Here is a 16565-nt window from a genome sequence, read left to right as displayed (position 1 = left end):
GTTCCTCGTCCGTCAACACCACCACGGCCACCGGCCGACCCCTACGAGCCACCCGACAACCCTACAATTCATCAACGAACTTCAGACGCAGGACACTAGTGGTTCGGATGGTCCGAGCCCAGGCCGTCGCGCGGTCGGTCTCGCCGTCCAGCAGGGGCCCCGGGGTGCTTCCGACGTAGAACGACACCGGCGCGCGCCCGACGGTGAAGCGCAACCGGCGGAGGCGCCTCGTGATCGCCTTGGCGGCCGAGCCCGGCACCCACCCCACCTTGACCCTGGTGTCGAACACGATGGCGCTCACGGTGAGGTCGACAGGCGCGAGCGCGTCGAGCCACTCGCGCACGCCGCGTCCCCGCGACACCAGCTCACCGGTCGCCTGGTCGGCGGCGGACTTGCGGGTGGACGCCCGGCTCAGGCTGAACGCGTGCGTCGGCGCGCCGACCACGAGCATCGACGTCCTCGGGCAGCACGTCCGGAGCCTCGCCGACCTCCACGACGTCGACCTGCCTGCCTTCCGTCAAACCCGCGTCCACCGCCTCGGCGACCGCCCTGGTGTTGCCGAACATGGATTCGAAGACCACGAGTGCCCGTGCCATCGTCGGTACCGCCTTTCACCTCACCTCACCACGCTGCCCCTCCCGTGGACCGGTCGACAGCGGCCAACAGCCCTGCCCGCCCGGGACCTCGGACCCTGCCCCGCGGACCGGCCCGGGTGGACGCTCGAAGTGGACGGAATTCGAGGAGGAAACGATGAAGGCGCTCGTTTATCGCGGTCCCGGCCGCAGGGCGTGGGAGGACGTGCCGGACCCGGAGCTGGTCGATCCGACCGACGCGATCGTGCGGATCACCGCGGCCACGATCTGCGGCACCGACCTGCACATCCTCAAGGGTGACGTGCCCGAGGTGGAGGCCGGTCGGGTCCTGGGCCACGAGGGTGTGGGCGTGGTGGAGCGGGTCGGTGCGGCGGTCACCGGGATCAAGCCGGGTGACCGGGTGCTGGTGTCGTGCATCAGCGCGTGCGGTCGGTGCTCGTACTGCCGGACCGGTGTGTACGGGCAGTGCCTGGGCGGTGGTGGGTGGGTGCTGGGCCACACCGTGGACGGCACGCACGCCGAGTACGTGCGGGTGCCGTTCGCGGACACCTCGACCTACCTGCTGCCCGACGGTGTCACCGACACCGCCGCGGTCATGCTCTCGGACATCCTGCCCACCGCGTTCGAGGTCGGCGTGCTCGCCGGGAAGGTGCAGCCCGGTCAGACGGTCGTCGTCGTGGGCGCCGGGCCGATCGGTCTGGCCGCGATCGAGACCGCCCGCCTCTACAGCCCCAACCACGTCGTGGCGGTGGACCTGGCCGAGTCGCGGCTGGAGGCGGCCAAGCAGTTCGGCGCCGACGTGACCGTGAACGCGGCCGACGACGTCGAGCGCGTGGTGTTCGAGTTGACCGGCGGGATGGGCGCGGACCTCGCGGTCGAGGCGGTGGGTGTGCCGGAGACCTTCGAGCTGTGCACGCGGCTGATCCGCCCCGGTGGCCGGGTCGCGAACGTCGGCGTGCACGGCAAGCCGGCCACGCTGCACTTGGAGCAGCTGTGGATCCGCAACGTCACCATCACGACCGGCCTGGTCGACACGGTCACCACGCCGACGCTGCTGACGATGCTCGCGGGCGGGCGTCTGGACGCCGACCGGTTCGCCACGCACCGGTTCGCGCTGGACGAGATGGAGACCGCCTACGACGTGTTCGAGCGGGCAGGCGAGACCGGCGCGCTGAAGGTGGTGCTGACGCGATGACCGCAGTGGAAGAACGACTGGACGCGTGGACCGGGTTCCGCGGCGTGGCCTGGCGGCACGACATCGACGTGCGCAGGTTCATCCAGGCCAACTACACCCCCTACGAGGGCGACGACGCGTTCCTGACCGGACCGACCGAGCGGACCGCGGGGCTGTGGCGTGACCTGTCCGGGCTGTTCGCCGAGGAACGGCGGCGCGGCATCCTGGACGTGGACGTGCACACGCCGTCCACCATCACCTCCCACCGGCCGGGCTACCTCGACCGCGCGCAGGAGCTGATCGTCGGGTTGCAGACCGACGCGCCGCTCAAGCGGGCCATCATGCCCAACGGTGGCCTGCGCATGGTGGAGGCGAGCCTCGAGGCGTACGGCTACGAGCTCGACCCGGCCGTCAAAGAGGTCTTCACCAAGTACCGCAAGACGCACAACGACGGTGTGTTCGACGCCTACACCGACGAGATCAAGCGGGCCCGTCGCGCCGGGGTCATCACCGGCCTGCCCGACTCCTACGGGCGCGGGCGGATCATCGGCGACTACCGGCGCGTCGCGCTGTACGGCGTGGACCGGCTGATCGAGGTCAAGCGGGCCGAACGTGCCGCGATCGACACCGTGCCGTCCACCGAGGACATCATCCGGGACCGCGAGGAGCTGGCCGAGCAGATCCGGGCGCTGGGTGAGCTGAAGGAGATGGCGGCGTCCTACGGCGACGACATCTCCCGACCCGCCGCGACCGCCCGTGAAGCCGTCCAGTGGCTGTACTACGCCTACCTCGCGGCGGTGAAGGAGCAGAACGGCGCGGCGATGTCGCTGGGCCGCACCTCGACGTTCCTGGACGTCTACCTCCAACGCGACCTCGACGCCGGGCGGCTGACCGAGTCTCAGGCGCAGGAGCTGGTCGACGACCTGGTGATCAAGCTGCGGATCGTGCGGTTCCTGCGCACCCCCGCCTACGACGAGCTGTTCTCCGGCGATCCCACATGGGTCACCGAGAGCATCGGCGGCATCGGCGAGGACGGGCGCCCGCTCGTGACCAGGACCAGCTTCCGGTTCCTCCAGACCCTCTACAACCTGGGACCCGCGCCCGAGCCGAACCTGACCGTGCTGTGGTCCCCCGCCCTGCCGGAGGGCTTCAAGCGGTTCTGCGCGAGGGTGTCGGTGGACACCAGCTCGATCCAGTACGAGAACGACGACCTGATCCGCCCCCGCTTCGGCGACGACACCGCCATCGCCTGCTGCGTCTCGGCCATGAAGGTCGGCAAGCAGCTGCAGTTCTTCGGCGCACGGGTCAACCTCGTCAAGGCGCTGCTGTACGCGATCAACGGCGGACGCGACGAGATGACCGGCGAGCAGATCGCACCGGCGACCGCACCGCTGACGGGCGACTACCTCGAGTACAACCGGGTGCGTGCCGCGTTCGACCACACCTTGGACTGGCTGGCCCGCACGTACGTGGACGCGTTGGACATCATCCACTACATGCACGACAAGTACGCCTACGAGCGCATCGAGATGGCCTTGCACGACCACCCCGCCCAACGGCTGCTCGGCTGCGGCATCGCCGGGCTGTCGGTCGTCGCGGACAGCCTCTCGGCGATCAAGCACGCGAAGGTGCGGGTGATCCGCGACGACACCGGCTTGGCCGTCGACTTCGCGGTGGAGGGCGACTTCCCCCGCTACGGCAACAACGACGACCGCGCCGACACCATCGCGGTGGGGTTGGTCGAGGACTTCATGGCGCTGCTCCGCAGCTACCCGGCCTACCGCGACCCGATGCACACCCTGTCGGTGTTGACCATCACCTCGAACGTCGTCTACGGCCGCCACACCGGCAACACCCCGGACGGCAGGCGCGCGGGCGAGCCGTTCGCGCCGGGCGCCAACCCGATGAACGGCCAGGACCGGCACGGTCTGGTCGCCGCGGCCCTGTCGGTGGCCAAGCTGCCCTACGACGAGGCCCTGGACGGCATCTCGCTGACCGCGAGCATCACGCCGAACGGGCTGGGACGTGACACCGACGAGCGGGTGATCAACCTGGTTGGCGTGCTCGACGGGTACACCGACGCGGGCGGTTTCCACCTCAACGCCAACGTGCTCAACCGGGAGGTCCTGCTGGACGCGATGGAGCACCCGGAGAAGTACCCGCAGCTGACCATCCGCGTGTCGGGGTACGCGGTGAACTTCGTGCGCCTCACGCCGGAACAACAACGCGACGTGGTCAACCGCACCTTCCACGGCTCGCTGTGATGACCACCGGGGCCGTGCACTCCTGGGACCTCGCCACGGCCGTGGACGGCCCCGGCACCCGGTTCGTCGTGTTCACCGCCGGGTGCCCGCTGCGCTGCCTGTACTGCCACAACCCGGAGACCCGGTTCGCGCGGTACGGGCGGCGCGTCACCGTCGACTCGATCATCGCCGAGATCGAGAAGTACCGCCGGTTCATCCAGGTCGCCGGGGGCGGCGTGACCATCAGCGGCGGCGAACCGCTGCTGCAGCCGGAGTTCACCGCCGAGCTGCTGCACGCCGTGAAAGGCATGGGCCTGCACACCGCATTGGACACCTCCGGCTTCCTCGGCGACCGGGCCACCGGCCAGCTGCTCGCCGAGACGGACCTGGTGCTGCTGGACATCAAGTCCTGGGACCCGACCACCTACCGGCACGTGACCGGCGGCGAGGTCGCGCCAACGCTGCGGTTCGCCCGTCGCCTGTCCGACCTGGGCAAGCCGATGTGGATCAGGTTCGTCCTGGTGCCGGGGCTGACCGACGCGCTGGACAACGTCGAGGGCATCGCCTCGTTCGTGGCCACCTTGAACGGCGTACAACGGGTGGACGTGCTGCCGTTCCACAAGATGGGCGCGCCGAAGTACCCGGCCGTCGGCCCGCCGTTCCTGCTGGCCGACACGCCTACCCCGGACACGGAGTTGGTTGAACGTGTGCGCGGCCAGTTCACCGCCCACGGTCTGCGGGCGTGAAGTCACAGCTCAGGTGGCCGGGGTGAAGACCGTGAACCCGTTGTCCGCGGCCCACTCCGTCAGCTCCCCGACAACATTGGAGTTCCAATAACCCTCGCGGACCTGCCCGTCGGACGTGACCTGAAGTGCTTCCCGGTGGCCGAACTCCTGCATCAAACCACTGGCCAGCGCGTGCGTCGCGGCGAGGCAATGCGAGAGTCGCTCGCAAAGAGGTCACGTCACTTGCGCCTGCCCGATCACATGTGCCGAGCCACGAGGCACAACCCTCGCCGGAAGAGGCGCCGTCCCGGATGCGACGACCTGCAACATCCGGTTGACCTCGGCATCGCTGACCGGCATGTCGGTGGGTCCGGTCGCCCGTGCCTGCTCGTCTTCGTCCATTCCCAGGACGATCAGGCCGCCGGCGGTGTTCGCCAGTGCCGCGACGTCAGTCGACAGATCCCGCTTCGCCTTGTCCGCGGAGCCGTACAGCGCGCTCTTGAAGTCCAGGTCGAAGTCCTCGCCCACCGCACTCTCGGCGATGGCGGCGACCTGCTCGTACGAGACCTCACCGACCGTTGTGCCGAGCAGGGTTTCCAGTCGACGTGAACGCGGCGGTCACCCGTGCTTCGGGATCGTGATCGAACATGCGGTCCGGGTGCCTTCGGCTATCTCGACGTCTTCGCGCGCTCTGATCACCCAGACGCCGACGGAGGCCCCTGCTGGGCTGATACGGCTGTCAACAGGGAGATTCCCGCGGTTGAGGGTCGGGTCGACCCCGACACCGAGGAACTCGAGGTTCGCGACAGCGGCAGCGCGGAGTCGCTGGTCGTGCTCGCCGATGCCGCCGGTGAACACCAGCAGGTCCAGGCCGCCGAGCGAGGCGGTCATGGCGGCGATGCCCTGGCGCAGGCGGTGGGTGAAGACGTCGAGGGCCAAGTGGGCGTTCGCACCCCGAGCAGCGGCGGTGTGCACGTCGCGCAGGTCGGCGTGTCCCGAAAGGCCCACGAGACCCGAGTGGTGCGTGAGGCCGTCGGCGAGTTCGTCTGCGGTGAGGTGGTTGAGCAGGTGCAGCAGCAGGCCGGGGTCGAGGTCGCCGCTGCGGGTGGCCATGGGCAGGCCGGCCAGCGGGGTGAAGCCCATCGTCGTGTCGACCGAGCGGCCGTCGTGGACGGCGGCCAGGGAGCAGCCCGCGCCGAGGTGGCAGGTCACCACGCGCGAGCCGCCGCCCGCCAGTTCGACCGCGCGGCGCGAGGCGTAGGCGTGGGAGAGGCCGTGGAAGCCGTAGCGGCGCAGGTCCCAGCGGTCACGCCAGGTGGAGGGCAGGGCGTAGGTGGCCGCGGCCGCCGGCAGGGTGCGGTGGAAGGCGGTGTCGAAGCACGCGACGTGCGGCACGTCGGGGAACAGCGCCTGGGCGGCGTCGATGCCCGCCAGTGCCCTGGGCTGGTGCAGTGGTGCCAGGTCTGTCAGGGCGGCGATCTCCCGGCGCACGTCGGGGGTGATGACAACCGGGGCAGTGAACCGGGTGCCGCCGTGGACGACGCGGTGGCCCACGGCGTGCACGGGCGGCAGGACGAGGTCGAGGTCGGCGGTGCCGTCCCACCGTTCGACGTGGCGCTGGGCGAGGACCGCGTCGTCCTCGCCCAGCACGCTCAGCTTCAGGCTCGACGAGCCCGCGTTGACGACGAGCACGTTCATCAACAGGGCCAGGTCCAGTCGCGGATCTCTGGCAGGTCTTCGCCGTGCTCGCGGATGTAGGCGTGGTGGCGGGTGCGCTGGTCCTGCATCCGCTGGCGCAGTCCAGCTGCCTTCGGGCCGAGGCCGGGCACCCGGTCGATGACGTCGATGACGAGTCGGTAGCGGTCCATGTCGTTGAGCACGAGCATGTCGAACGGCGTGGTGGTGGTGCCTTCCTCCTTGTAGCCGCGGACGTGGATGTTGTGGTGGTTGGTGCGGCGGTAGGTCAGGCGGTGGATCAGCCACGGGTAGCCGTGGTAGGCGAAGAGGACCGGCTTGTCGGGGGTGAACAGGGCGTCGAACTCGTGGTCGGGCATGCCGTGCGGGTGCTCGGTGTCGGGCTGCAGGCGCATCAGGTCCACCACGTTGACAACCCGGACCTTCAGCTCGGGCAGGTGTTCGCGCAGCAGCGCGGTGGCGGCCATGATCTCCATGGTCGGCGCGTCGCCGGCGCAGGCGAGCACGACGTCGGGCTCGGTCAGGCCGTCGTCCGTGCCGGCCCACTCCCAGATGCCCGCGCCACGTGCGCAGTGCAGCGCCGCCTCTTCGGGCGAGAGCCAGTCGGGGGTGTAGTTCTTGCCCGAGACGATGACGTTGACGTAGTCGCGGCTGCGCAGGCAGTGGTCCGCGACGGAGAGCAGGGTGTTGGTGTCGGCGGGGAGGTAGACGCGGACGACTTCGGCCTTCTTGTTCATGACGTGGTCGATGAAGCCGGGGTCCTGGTGGGAGAAGCCGTTGTGGTCCTGCCGCCACACGTGCGACGAGAGCAGGTAGTTCAGCGACGCGACCGGGCGCCGCCAGTCGATCTCGCGGTGGGTCTTGAGCCACTTGGCGTGCTGGTTGAACATGGAGTCCACGATGTGGGTGAACGCCTCGTAGCAGTTGAACAGCCCGTGCCGCCCGGTCAGCAGGTACCCCTCCAGGAACCCCTGGCACAGGTGCTCCGACAGCACCTCCACCACCCGGCCGTTGGTCTCCAGGTGCTCGTCGGTGGGCAGCTTCTCGGCCAGCCACTGCTTGGCGGTCACCTCGAACACCGCGTCGAGCCGGTTCGAGGCGGTCTCGTCCGGTCCGAACACGCGGAAGTTCTTCTCGGCCGCGTTGAGCGCCATCACGTCACGCAGCATCCGGCCCAGCGCACGGGTCGGCTCGGACGTGGTGGTGCCGTGCTTGGTCACCTCGACCGCGTACGGCGCGGTGCCGGGCATGCGGAGTTCTTGCAGCAGCAGGCCGCCGTTGGCGTGCGGGATGGCGCCCATGCGCAACTCACCGCGCGGCACGAGCGCGAGCAGCTCCGGGCGCGGGCTGCCATCGGCGTCGAACAGCTCCTCCGGCCGGTAGGAACGCAGCCACGACTCCAGCTGCCGCAGGTGGTCGGGGTTGTCGCGGACCCCGGCGAGCGGCACCTGGTGCGAGCGCCACGTGCCCTCCACCGGCACGCCGTCCACTTCGGACGGACCGGTCCAGCCCTTCGGGGTGCGCAGCACGATCATCGGCCAACGCGGGCGCTCGGTGTCCCCCGCGCGGGCAGCCTCCTGGATGGCCCGGATCCCGTCGAACACCTCGTCGAAGACCTCGGCCATGCGCGGGTGCAGCAGGGCCGGGTCGTCGCCCTCCACGTAGAACGGGGCGTAGCCGTAACCGCGCACCAGCGAGTCCAGCTCGTCGTGCGGGATGCGGGCCAGCAGTGCCGGGTTGGCGATCTTGTAGCCGTTGAGGTGCAGGATCGGCAGCACCGCGCCGTCGTGCGCCGGGTCGAGGAACTTGTTGCCGTGCCAGCTCGCCGCCAGCGGCCCGGTCTCGGCCTCACCGTCGCCGACCACGCACGCCACCACCAGGTCGGGGTTGTCGAACGCCGCGCCGAACGCGTGCGCCAGCGAATAGCCCAGCTCCCCACCCTCGTGGATGGACCCGGGCACCTCGGGCGCCACGTGGCTTGGCACCCCACCGGGGAAGGAGAACTGGCGGAACAACTTCCGCATGCCGTCACCGTCGCGCTGCACGTTCGGGTGCGTGTCGGTGTAGGAGCCCTCCAGCCAGGTGTTGGCCAGCAGCGCCGGACCGCCGTGACCGGGACCGGTCACGAACAGCACGTCCCGGGAACGGTCGTTGATCACCCGGTTGAGGTGGGCGTAGACGAAGTTCAGGCCGGGTGTGGTCCCCCAGTGGCCCAGCAGGCGTGGCTTGATGTGCTCGGCGCTCAGCGGCTCGGTCAGCAACGGGTTGTCCAGCAGGTAGATCTGCCCTGCCGAGAGGTAGTTCGCGGCCCGCCAGTAGGCGTCGACCAAGGACAAGTCCGGCGCGGTGTTCTCCGGCTGGTGCGGCATCTCGCTCTCCTGACCAAGTTTCGGGGTGATGGCTCCCAGCTTGGTTTCGTCATCGAGCCGGTCCCAGTTCCGGGAGTCCCTGCCGGCCGGGACTTTGGTCACTGTCGACGTGTTCGGCGCAGAGAGAGTCTGGAGGCATGAGCCACGTGCACGAGATCGTCAACATCCGGATCGACCTGGCCACCGGTGTGCCGGGGGACGCCACCGAGTACGCCCGGACCAAGGTCGCCGCAATCGCCAAGTACGCCCCCGCCGACATCTCCTACGCCAGGGTGCGGCTGAGCACCGACGGGCCGCGGTTGGTGGTGGCGCACGCGTCGCTGGACGTCAACGGGACGCCGGTGAACGCCGAGGCGAGCGCGCAGACCTACCAGGAGGCGGTGGACCTGCTGCACGACAAGCTGCAACACCGGCTGGTGGACATCGGCCGCTGATCCGGGAAACCCGAGCCGGTGATCCGGGAGTGTTGGACAGCTCCCGGATCACCGGCTCACTTGCGTCGCAGCCACTTCTCCACTTCCACCACGGCGTAGGCGACCACGGCCAGCGCCACCACGACCGCCCAGTCCCGCCAGCCGATCGGCGCGGTGTCGAACAGGGTGTTCATCGCCGGGAGGTAGGTGAACAGCAGTTGCAGGGCGACGGTGACGGCGATGCCCACCAACAGCCAGGGGTTGCGGCGGAACCCGACGTGTGGCCGCAGGTCGCGCAGCGACCGGCAGTTGAACAGGTAGGCGATCTGAGCGGCCACGAAGACGTTCACCGCGACCGTGCGCGCTTCGTCCAGGGTGCCGCCGTGGAGGTGGAACGCGGCGAACGACCCGGCCAGCAGCACGGCCGAGACCAGCAGGATGCGTTGCACCAGTGCGCCGGTCAGCAGGGGCAGTGACGGTGGCAGCGGCGGGCGGCGCATGACGCCCGGCTCGCGCGGTTCGAAGGCCAGGGTCAGGCCGAGCGCGACGGCGGTGGTCATGTTGATCCACAGGATCTGCACCGGCAGGATCGGCAGGGCGGTGCCCAGCAGGATCGCGGTGAGGATGACGAGGCCCTCGGCCATGTTCGTGGGCAGCGTCCAGATGATGAACTTGCGCAGGTTGTCGAAGACCGCGCGCCCTTCCTCCACCGCTGCGCGGATGGACGAGAAGTTGTCGTCGGTCAGCACCATGTCGGCGGCCTGCTTGGCGACGTCGGTGCCGCCGCGGCCCATCGCGACGCCGATGTCGGCCCGCCGCAACGCCGGTGCGTCGTTGACGCCGTCACCCGTCATCGCGACCACGTGTCCGTCCGCCTGGAACTGCTTGACGAGCCTCAGCTTCTCCTCGGGCGACACGCGGGCGTGCACGGCGTCGTCGGGGAGCGAGAAGTGGGTGGCGATGGCGCGGGCGGTGCCGAGGTGGTCACCGGTGATCATGCGGACCTCGATGCCCGCCTCCTGGCAGGCGCGAACCGCCTCGATGGCCTCGGGCCGGGGCGGGTCGTGCATCGCCTGCAGGCCCAGCGACACGGCACCGTGCAGGGTGTCCTCGGTCAACGGGGTGTCCTCGGGCACGTGCGTCCGGGCGAACGCGAGCACGCGCATCCCCTGGTGCGCGAGCCGGTCGGCTTCGGTGTGGTCGGTGTCGCCGGTGAACTCCGCGATCCGCTCGACCGCGCCCTTGAGGTAGACGACACCACCGGCGTGGCGGGTGGCCATGAACCGGCGTTGCGAGGTGAAGGGCAGCTCGTCCACCCGCTCCGGGACCTCGGTGAGCCCGGCTTTGCGGGCGGACACGACGAGCGCGGCTTCGGTCGGGTCGCCGACGGCGATCCACCGGTCGTCCTGGAGGACCACGTGGGCGTCGTTGCAGGCCAGCCCGGCCAGCAGGACTTCGCGCACGGCCGGTGACGGCGGCGGGAAGTCGCCCAGCGGTGAGTAGCCGATGCCGTCGACCTCCCACCGCTGCCCGCCGGCGACGACCTGCCGCACGGTCATGGCGTTGGCGGTGAGCGTGCCGGTCTTGTCGGTGCAGATGATCGTGGTGGAGCCGAGGGTCTCCACGGCGGGCAGGCGGCGGATGACGGCGTTGCGCCGGGCCATGCGCGCCACGCCGATGGCCAGCGTCACCGTCACCGCGGCGGGCAGCCCTTCGGGGATCGCGCCGACCGCGAGCGCCACGGCGGCGGTCACCATCTCGGCGAACGGCTCACCGCGCAGCACCCCGATGACGACGCTGACCAGCGCCAAGCCGAGGATGACGACGGTCAGCAGCTTGCTGAACCGGGCGAGCTTGCGGGTCAGCGGCGTCTGCACGGTCGTCGTGCTGCCGACCAGCCGGTGGACGTGCCCGATCTCGGTGTCGGCGCCGGTGGCGACCACCACGCCGCGCCCGCCACCGGTGGTGACGAGCGTGCCGGAGTAGGCCATGTTGGCGCGGTCGGCCAGCGCGGTGTCGTGCGGCACGGGCAGCGGGTCCTTGGCCGACGGCTGCGACTCACCGGTCAACGCCGACTCGTCGACCCGCAGCTCACGGGTGCGCACGATCCGCAGGTCGGCGGGCACCTGGTCGCCTTCCTCCAGCACCACGAGATCGCCGGGCACCAACTCGTCGGACGTGACCCGCGCGGCGGTGCCGTCGCGGATCACGGTCGCCTCGGTGCGGACCATCGCCTCCAGGGCGTCGAGCGCCCGTTCGGCCCGCACCTCTTGGAGGTAGCCGACGATCGCGTTGACCAACACCACGCCCAGCACAACGGAGGCGTCCACGGTCTCGCCCAGCGCGGCGGTCAGCGCCGCCGCGCCGAGCAGCACGTAGATCAGCGGGTTGTGGAACTGGCCGAGCAGCCGTCGCAGCCGGCCGGGACCGCGCCGCTCGGGCAGCCTGTTCGGGCCCAGCGAGGCCAGCCGCTCGCCGGCCACCACTCCGGACAGCCCGGTCTCGGCGTCGGTCTCGGCGAGCAGCACGACCTCGTGCACCGGCATGCCGTGCGGCGTGGCCTCGCGTTCAGCCGTGGTCGACGGCATGGCGGGTCTCCGGGAAGCGGACGTCGACCACACCGGCCACGGCGCCCGCGAGCACCGCGGCCACGTGCCGGTCGCGCTCGTCGTCCAACGCGTCCACGATCGCCACCCGGCCGTCCACCACGGACACCGACCAGCGGTGCGGGTCGGCGTAGAGGCCGAGGCGGCGCCGGACCTCGGCGGCCAGGCTGCGGTCGTCACGGCTGATCGCGCGCAGCATGTCGCGCCGGGTGACGATGCCGACCAACTGCTTGCCGTCCACCACGCACGCGCTGCGCGCGCCGTGCCGCACCATCGACCGGGCCAGCTCGGCGACGTCCGTGCCGGGCGTCGTGGCGACCACCGGCTCGCTCATCACGTCGGCGACGGTCCTACGAGCGATGGCGCGCGCCCGTGACGGCTGTCCGTGCACGAGCGACCGTGGGTCGACGGGCAGTCGGTCGCGCAGGGCGTCGGTCTCGGTGACCACGCCGACCAGCGTGCCGGCTCTGTCGACCACCGGCAGGGTGGTGAACCCCTTGGTGGCGAGCAGCGCCGCGGCGTCACGGGCGGCCGTGTCGGGAGAGACGGTCACCACGTCGCGCGTCATGAGGTCGCGGACCCTCATCGCCCGGCCTCCTGTCCCGCACCGACCGCGGCCCCGTCGGCCTGCTCGTCGGACGGCGGGAGGACCACCACGGGCACGGTCGCGTGCCGCACGCAGTGCGCGCTGGTGCTGCCCAGCAGCACCTGCCGCAGCCTGCTGCCGCTGTGCGAGGCCACTACCAGCATCGACGCGCCCCGTGCCTGGGCCTCCAGCGCCTCGGCGGCCGGTCCGCGCACGCAGTGCCGGACGATCCGCGGGAACTCCAGCCGACCCACGGCCACCGCGCGCAACGCGTCCTCGACCAGCGCCTCCGACCGGATTCGTGCGTCCTGCTCGGACGTCATCGCCCAGTCGGCCAGCGGCTCGTAGGCGTAGGCGTTGACCACGTGCAGCGGCAGCTTCCGCTGGGTCGCCTCGTCCATGGCCCAGCGCAGCGCGCGTTCGCCCGCGGGGCTGCCGTCGACTCCGACCACGATCGGACCTGCGTTCATGACTTCACCTCGGTCAACTCGATGACGATCTCCGGCGCTCGCCGGAGCGTGTTGTGCACGGTGCAGTGCTGGACCACGGCCAGCAGTGCGGTCTTGTGCCGCTCGGACAGCCCGTGCGGCACGCGCACGGTCAGGCACACCTCGGCGACGCGGGCGAGCGGGTCGGAGGCCGTCCGGTACCGGGCGGTCACCGCGAGGCCGCGGCGCGACTCGCCGTGGCGGTCCAGGAACCTTCCCGCGTAGAAGGCGGTGCAGGTGGCCATCGACGCGACCAGCAGCTCGACCGGGCTCGGGCCCGCGTCCTGGCCGCCGGACTCGCGCGGCTGGTCGGTGCGGACGCGGTGATCGCGCAGCCGCACCACGTACTCCTCACCGGTCTCGTAGGTCACCTCGACCGGGGCAGTGGCGGTGACGGTCATGACGGCCTCCTCGGGTCGCGGAGCCGGCGGAGGAAAGGGTCGACCGGTTCGACAGGCGCGACGCGCACCCTGGCGTCGACCGCCAGCACGCGCTGCCCGGTCAGGACCAGCGGGTTGAGGTCGAGTTCGGCGATCTCCGGCACGAGCTCGGCCAGCCGGCCGACCCGCAACAGCACATCTCGCACGGCCGCCTGGTCGTGCTCGGCGAACACCCTCGGCGCGGCGCGGAAGCCGTGCAGCAGGTCGTCCACGTCCGCCTCCGACAGCGGCGCGAGCGCGGCGGCACGGTCGTCCACCAGGTCCGTGTCCACGCCACCCAGACCGGTCACCACGAGCGGGCCGAACTGCGGGTCCGTGACGACCCCGACGAGCAGCTCACGTCCCCGGTCGGCCATGGGCTGCACGAACACGCCGTGCAACTGTTCGCCGAACCGGTCGCGCATCGACTCGAAGCCGTAGGTGACCGCGTCGTCGCCGGCCAGGTCGAGCAGCACGCCGCCGCTCTTGCTCTTGTGCAGCAGCCCTCGGGCCACGGCTTTCAGCGCGACGGGTCCGCCGAAGGACCGCTGCGCGGCCACCGCGGACTCGGCGTCCCGCACCAGCACGCCGCCGAGCACGGGCAGCCCGAACGCGCCCAGCAGCCGCACCACCTGATCCGGGTCGAGCCAACCGCCTCCGGGGTCGGTGGCCAGGTGGGCGGCGACGACCGCACGGGCGGTCGTCAGGTCCACACCCGACAGCTCGGACGCCTGCGGCGCCGGGCGGCGCAACCACGCGGCGCGCTCGGCCAACGCGGCGAGCACGGCGGCGGCACTGTCGGGTTCGGCGTAGCGGGCGATGGCGTCGTCGCGCAGCGACACGGCCCCGTCCTGGTCGGGGCTGACCGCGAGCACCGGCTTGGACGTGGGGTGGATGCCGCCGGCCGGGTCGCCCAACGCCGTGGGCACGGTGACCGCGATGACCGCGTCCACCGCCGGGTCGGCGGCGAGGACGTCCAGGCAGCGCGCGAACGTCCGGTCGTCGACGACCGCGGTCGTGTCGACGGGGTTGTGCGGGCTCGCGGTGCTCGGCAGCAGCGCCTTCAACGCCTCCACCGTGCCCGGGCCCAGGTCGGCGATGGTCAACCCGTGGTGGGCGCAGGCGTCCGCGGCCAGCACGCCGAGCCCGCCCGCGTTGCCGAGCACGGCCACACCGCGACCGGCGGGCAGCGGGGTGGCGTGCAGTGCGGCCAGCACGTCGACCATCTCGGCGACGCCGTCCACCGCGATCACGCCCGCCTGCCGGAACAACGCGTCCCGCGTCACGGCCGGGGTGGCGGTCGACGCGGTGTGCGACGCGGCGGCACGCTGACCGGCCTCGCTCGTCGCGGCCCGGATCGCCAAGACCGGCTTGCGGCGCGCCACCCGCCGGGCCAGGCGGGAGAACTTGCGCGGGTTGCCGAACGACTCCAGGTACAGCGCCACAGCACGGGTCCGCTCGTCGCGTTCCCACCACAGCAGCAGGTCGTTGCCGGACACGTCGTACTTGTCACCGGTCGACACCAGCTCCGACGTGCCCAGTCCCAGCCGCCGCAACTGCTCGGCCGCGGCAATCGCCACGCCACCGGACTGGGTGACCAGGCCGATGCCGCCCAGTTCGGTCCGGTCGCGGGTGAACGTGGCGTCCAGCCGCACCGCCGGGTCCGTGCTGGATACGCCGACGCAGTTCGGGCCGACCATGCGCATGCCGTGCCGTCGCACGATCTCCAGCAGGCCGTCCGGGTCGACCCCGGAGGTGATGACGACCAGCGCCTTCACCCCGCGTCGCCCGCAGTCCTCGGCGACCTGGGCGACGGACTCGGCGGGCACGCACACCACCGCCAGGTCGGGCGCCTCGGGCAGCTCGGTGACCGTCGCGTGGCACTTCACGCCCAGGACCCGCCGGGCGTGCGGGTTCACCGCGTACAACGCACCGGTGAACCCGCCGTCGACCAGGTTGGCCAGCACCGCGTTGCCCACTGAGGACGGCTTGCGGCTCGCGCCGACCACCACGACCGAGGCGGGTTTCAGCACCGCGCGCAGGCTGGCCACGTCGGCGGCCTGCTCGCGGTCGGCGACGGCCTCCAGGTAGCGCTCGCCGGGGTCGAGCCCCAGGTCGACGCGCACCTCGCCGTTGTCCGCCGTGGACGTCCACACCAGACCGAGGTCCGCGAAGACCCGCAGCATCTTCGAGTTCACCGTGAGCACTTCGGCGCGGAACCGCCGCACGCCCCGCCTGCGCGCCAGCGACACCAAGTGCTCCAGCAACAGCGTGCCGACGCCGTGGGACTGCCGGTCGTGCGCCACCACCAACGCCACCTCGGCCGTGTCGTCGTCGAGCGCGACGTAACTCGCGGCGCCGACCAGCACGTCCGACGCGAACGCGCCGAGCACCACGTGCCGCGGCTCGCCGGGCGAGGTCAGCCGGGCGACGAACTCGTCCAGGTGACGAGGAGCGGCGCTGAAGAACCGCAGGTAGCGGTCGTCCACCGGCAGGTCGCGGTGCAGGGCGAGCAGCGCGTCCGCGTCGGCCGGCCCCAGCTCGCGCAGGGCCACCACGGACCCGTCGGCCAACAGGGCCCGATCGGCCTTCAGAGAGGCGGTCACAGCAGCGGTCCCGGGGTGATGACCGGCTTCGGCTCGACGTGCTCAGGCTTGGGGTCGCGCACCACGACCACGGGGCACGACGCGTGGTGCACGCAGTAGGAGCTGACCGAACCCAGCAGCACCTCGCGGACCGGCCCCGCTCCCCTGCTGCCGACCACCAACAACGTTGCGTGCTCCGACGCCTTGGCCAGCACATCGCGGGCGTCGCCCTCGGCGAGGACGGCCCGGACCTCCGGACCGGCCTCGGCCGCCATGTCCTCCAGCAGGCGCCGGTGGTCTTCGCGCAGCTTGTCGCGGTCCATCCCGGCCGCGATGGTGGCCGACATCGGCCCGATCACCATCGCGTAGTCCACGTGCCACGCCAGGACCGCCTCCACCGCGCAACCACGCAGCTTCGCCTCCTCGACCGCCCAGTGCAATGCGGTGCGGCTGACCGGTGAACCGTCCACGCCCACCACGATCGTCTCGTCCATTGCCCCTCCTCAGGTGCTCGCCTCCAGCCTTCCGGCGGTGGAACACCGAGGTCAGTGGCCGCGGTCCCCACCGCGGCGGGACCTTCGGCCCTGAAGCGGCGCGGGGTGCGCATCGGTCCCGGTAGTTGGGGACCTAGGACCCTGCCGATCTCACCGCCGTGGGGCGAACGCTCCA

General features: G+C 71.2%; 16 protein-coding genes. 4 read left to right on the top strand and 12 right to left on the bottom strand.

Annotated elements, in window-relative coordinates; translation table 11 throughout:
- Positions 1 to 61: 61 nt before the first annotated feature.
- The gene (locus ADK67_RS55195) at positions 62 to 343 is read right to left on the bottom strand and encodes a hypothetical protein (protein ID WP_331459404.1); all 282 of its coding nucleotides are present in this window, start codon (positions 341 to 343) and stop codon (positions 62 to 64) included.
- A 22-nt stretch (positions 344 to 365) separates the two neighbouring features.
- Positions 366 to 596, bottom strand: coding sequence for a hypothetical protein (locus ADK67_RS55190; RefSeq protein ID WP_331459403.1), 231 nt, complete (start codon positions 594 to 596; stop codon positions 366 to 368).
- A 154-nt stretch (positions 597 to 750) separates the two neighbouring features.
- Between ADK67_RS55190 and ADK67_RS42050 the strand changes: the two genes are divergently transcribed.
- Genes ADK67_RS42050 through pflA form a run of 3 tightly spaced genes read left to right on the top strand, consistent with a single transcriptional unit; the run spans position 751 to position 4756 of the window.
- Positions 751 to 1788: a zinc-dependent alcohol dehydrogenase family protein gene (locus tag ADK67_RS42050; protein ID WP_053722189.1), complete on the top strand. Its 1038-nt coding sequence runs from the start codon at positions 751 to 753 to the stop codon at positions 1786 to 1788.
- Complete coding sequence (gene pflB, locus ADK67_RS42045) at positions 1785 to 4031, top strand: formate C-acetyltransferase (protein WP_053722188.1); 2247 nt, start codon at positions 1785 to 1787, stop codon at positions 4029 to 4031. Before ADK67_RS42050 ends, pflB begins: the two co-directional genes overlap by 4 nt.
- Entirely contained in the window at positions 4031 to 4756 is a 726-nt protein-coding gene (gene pflA, locus ADK67_RS42040; protein ID WP_053722187.1) for a pyruvate formate-lyase-activating protein, read from the top strand. The genes pflB and pflA overlap by 1 nt, the downstream gene beginning before the upstream one ends.
- 9 nt (positions 4757 to 4765) lie before the next feature.
- On the opposite strand, the gene ADK67_RS51840 is transcribed toward pflA, so the two are convergent.
- From ADK67_RS51840 to ADK67_RS42025, 4 genes are all read right to left on the bottom strand, one after another.
- Complete coding sequence (locus ADK67_RS51840) at positions 4766 to 4909, bottom strand: hypothetical protein (protein ID WP_157621537.1); 144 nt, start codon at positions 4907 to 4909, stop codon at positions 4766 to 4768.
- 60 nt (positions 4910 to 4969) lie between these two features.
- Positions 4970 to 5263: an AlbA family DNA-binding domain-containing protein gene (locus ADK67_RS42035; protein ID WP_053722186.1), complete on the bottom strand. Its 294-nt coding sequence runs from the start codon at positions 5261 to 5263 to the stop codon at positions 4970 to 4972.
- 90 nt (positions 5264 to 5353) lie between these two features.
- Positions 5354 to 6433, bottom strand: coding sequence for an acetate/propionate family kinase (locus tag ADK67_RS42030; RefSeq protein ID WP_053722185.1), 1080 nt, complete (start codon positions 6431 to 6433; stop codon positions 5354 to 5356).
- Entirely contained in the window at positions 6433 to 8799 is a 2367-nt protein-coding gene (locus ADK67_RS42025) for a phosphoketolase family protein (protein ID WP_053722184.1), read from the bottom strand. Before ADK67_RS42025 ends, ADK67_RS42030 begins: the two co-directional genes overlap by 1 nt.
- A gap of 137 nt (positions 8800 to 8936) precedes the next feature.
- Between ADK67_RS42025 and ADK67_RS42020 the strand changes: the two genes are divergently transcribed.
- The gene (locus ADK67_RS42020; RefSeq protein ID WP_053722183.1) at positions 8937 to 9233 is read left to right on the top strand and encodes an HPF/RaiA family ribosome-associated protein; all 297 of its coding nucleotides are present in this window, start codon (positions 8937 to 8939) and stop codon (positions 9231 to 9233) included.
- 56 nt (positions 9234 to 9289) lie between these two features.
- On the opposite strand, the gene ADK67_RS42015 is transcribed toward ADK67_RS42020, so the two are convergent.
- The 6 genes from ADK67_RS42015 to ADK67_RS41990 are packed head-to-tail and all read right to left on the bottom strand — an operon-like array spanning position 9290 to position 16390.
- The gene (locus ADK67_RS42015; protein WP_053722182.1) at positions 9290 to 11800 is read right to left on the bottom strand and encodes an HAD-IC family P-type ATPase; all 2511 of its coding nucleotides are present in this window, start codon (positions 11798 to 11800) and stop codon (positions 9290 to 9292) included.
- Positions 11781 to 12404 (bottom strand): CBS domain-containing protein, encoded by a 624-nt coding sequence (locus ADK67_RS42010; RefSeq protein WP_053722181.1) that lies wholly within the window; start codon positions 12402 to 12404, stop codon positions 11781 to 11783. Before ADK67_RS42010 ends, ADK67_RS42015 begins: the two co-directional genes overlap by 20 nt.
- Complete coding sequence (locus ADK67_RS42005) at positions 12401 to 12874, bottom strand: universal stress protein (protein ID WP_053722180.1); 474 nt, start codon at positions 12872 to 12874, stop codon at positions 12401 to 12403. Before ADK67_RS42005 ends, ADK67_RS42010 begins: the two co-directional genes overlap by 4 nt.
- A complete protein-coding gene (locus ADK67_RS42000; protein ID WP_053722179.1) occupies positions 12871 to 13293 on the bottom strand; it encodes an OsmC family protein in 423 nt (140 codons plus the stop codon). Before ADK67_RS42000 ends, ADK67_RS42005 begins: the two co-directional genes overlap by 4 nt.
- Positions 13290 to 15917 (bottom strand): bifunctional acetate--CoA ligase family protein/GNAT family N-acetyltransferase, encoded by a 2628-nt coding sequence (locus ADK67_RS41995; RefSeq protein ID WP_053722178.1) that lies wholly within the window; start codon positions 15915 to 15917, stop codon positions 13290 to 13292. The genes ADK67_RS42000 and ADK67_RS41995 overlap by 4 nt, the downstream gene beginning before the upstream one ends.
- Positions 15914 to 16390 carry a universal stress protein gene (locus ADK67_RS41990; RefSeq protein WP_053722177.1) on the bottom strand — a complete coding sequence of 159 codons (477 nt, stop codon included), beginning with the start codon at positions 16388 to 16390 and terminating at the stop codon, positions 15914 to 15916. The genes ADK67_RS41995 and ADK67_RS41990 overlap by 4 nt, the downstream gene beginning before the upstream one ends.
- Positions 16391 to 16565 lie beyond the last annotated feature (175 nt).

The organism is Saccharothrix sp. NRRL B-16348 (genome assembly GCF_001280085.1).
Classification (GTDB): Bacteria; Actinomycetota; Actinomycetes; order Mycobacteriales; family Pseudonocardiaceae; genus Actinosynnema.
Note: the sequence above shows the minus strand (reverse complement) of the source record. Positions and strands in the feature narration are given on the sequence as shown.

What these genes read in the sequence shown, in the direction of transcription:
- pflB (WP_053722188.1), top strand. Translation starts at nt 1,785, where the DNA reads ATGACCGCAGTGGAAGAACGACTGGACGCGTGGACCGGGTTCCGCGGC.
- ADK67_RS42000 (WP_053722179.1), bottom strand. Translation starts at nt 13,293, where the DNA reads ATGACCGTCACCGCCACTGCCCCGGTCGAGGTGACCTACGAGACCGGT.
- ADK67_RS42050 (WP_053722189.1), top strand. Translation starts at nt 751, where the DNA reads ATGAAGGCGCTCGTTTATCGCGGTCCCGGCCGCAGGGCGTGGGAGGAC.
- ADK67_RS42005 (WP_053722180.1), bottom strand. Translation starts at nt 12,874, where the DNA reads ATGAACGCAGGTCCGATCGTGGTCGGAGTCGACGGCAGCCCCGCGGGC.
- ADK67_RS42010 (WP_053722181.1), bottom strand. Translation starts at nt 12,404, where the DNA reads ATGAGGGTCCGCGACCTCATGACGCGCGACGTGGTGACCGTCTCTCCC.
- ADK67_RS41990 (WP_053722177.1), bottom strand. Translation starts at nt 16,390, where the DNA reads ATGGACGAGACGATCGTGGTGGGCGTGGACGGTTCACCGGTCAGCCGC.
- ADK67_RS55190 (WP_331459403.1), bottom strand. Translation starts at nt 596, where the DNA reads ATGGCACGGGCACTCGTGGTCTTCGAATCCATGTTCGGCAACACCAGG.
- pflA (WP_053722187.1), top strand. Translation starts at nt 4,031, where the DNA reads ATGACCACCGGGGCCGTGCACTCCTGGGACCTCGCCACGGCCGTGGAC.
- ADK67_RS42030 (WP_053722185.1), bottom strand. Translation starts at nt 6,433, where the DNA reads ATGAACGTGCTCGTCGTCAACGCGGGCTCGTCGAGCCTGAAGCTGAGC.
- ADK67_RS42020 (WP_053722183.1), top strand. Translation starts at nt 8,937, where the DNA reads ATGAGCCACGTGCACGAGATCGTCAACATCCGGATCGACCTGGCCACC.
- ADK67_RS42025 (WP_053722184.1), bottom strand. Translation starts at nt 8,799, where the DNA reads ATGCCGCACCAGCCGGAGAACACCGCGCCGGACTTGTCCTTGGTCGAC.
- ADK67_RS42015 (WP_053722182.1), bottom strand. Translation starts at nt 11,800, where the DNA reads ATGCCGTCGACCACGGCTGAACGCGAGGCCACGCCGCACGGCATGCCG.
- ADK67_RS51840 (WP_157621537.1), bottom strand. Translation starts at nt 4,909, where the DNA reads ATGCAGGAGTTCGGCCACCGGGAAGCACTTCAGGTCACGTCCGACGGG.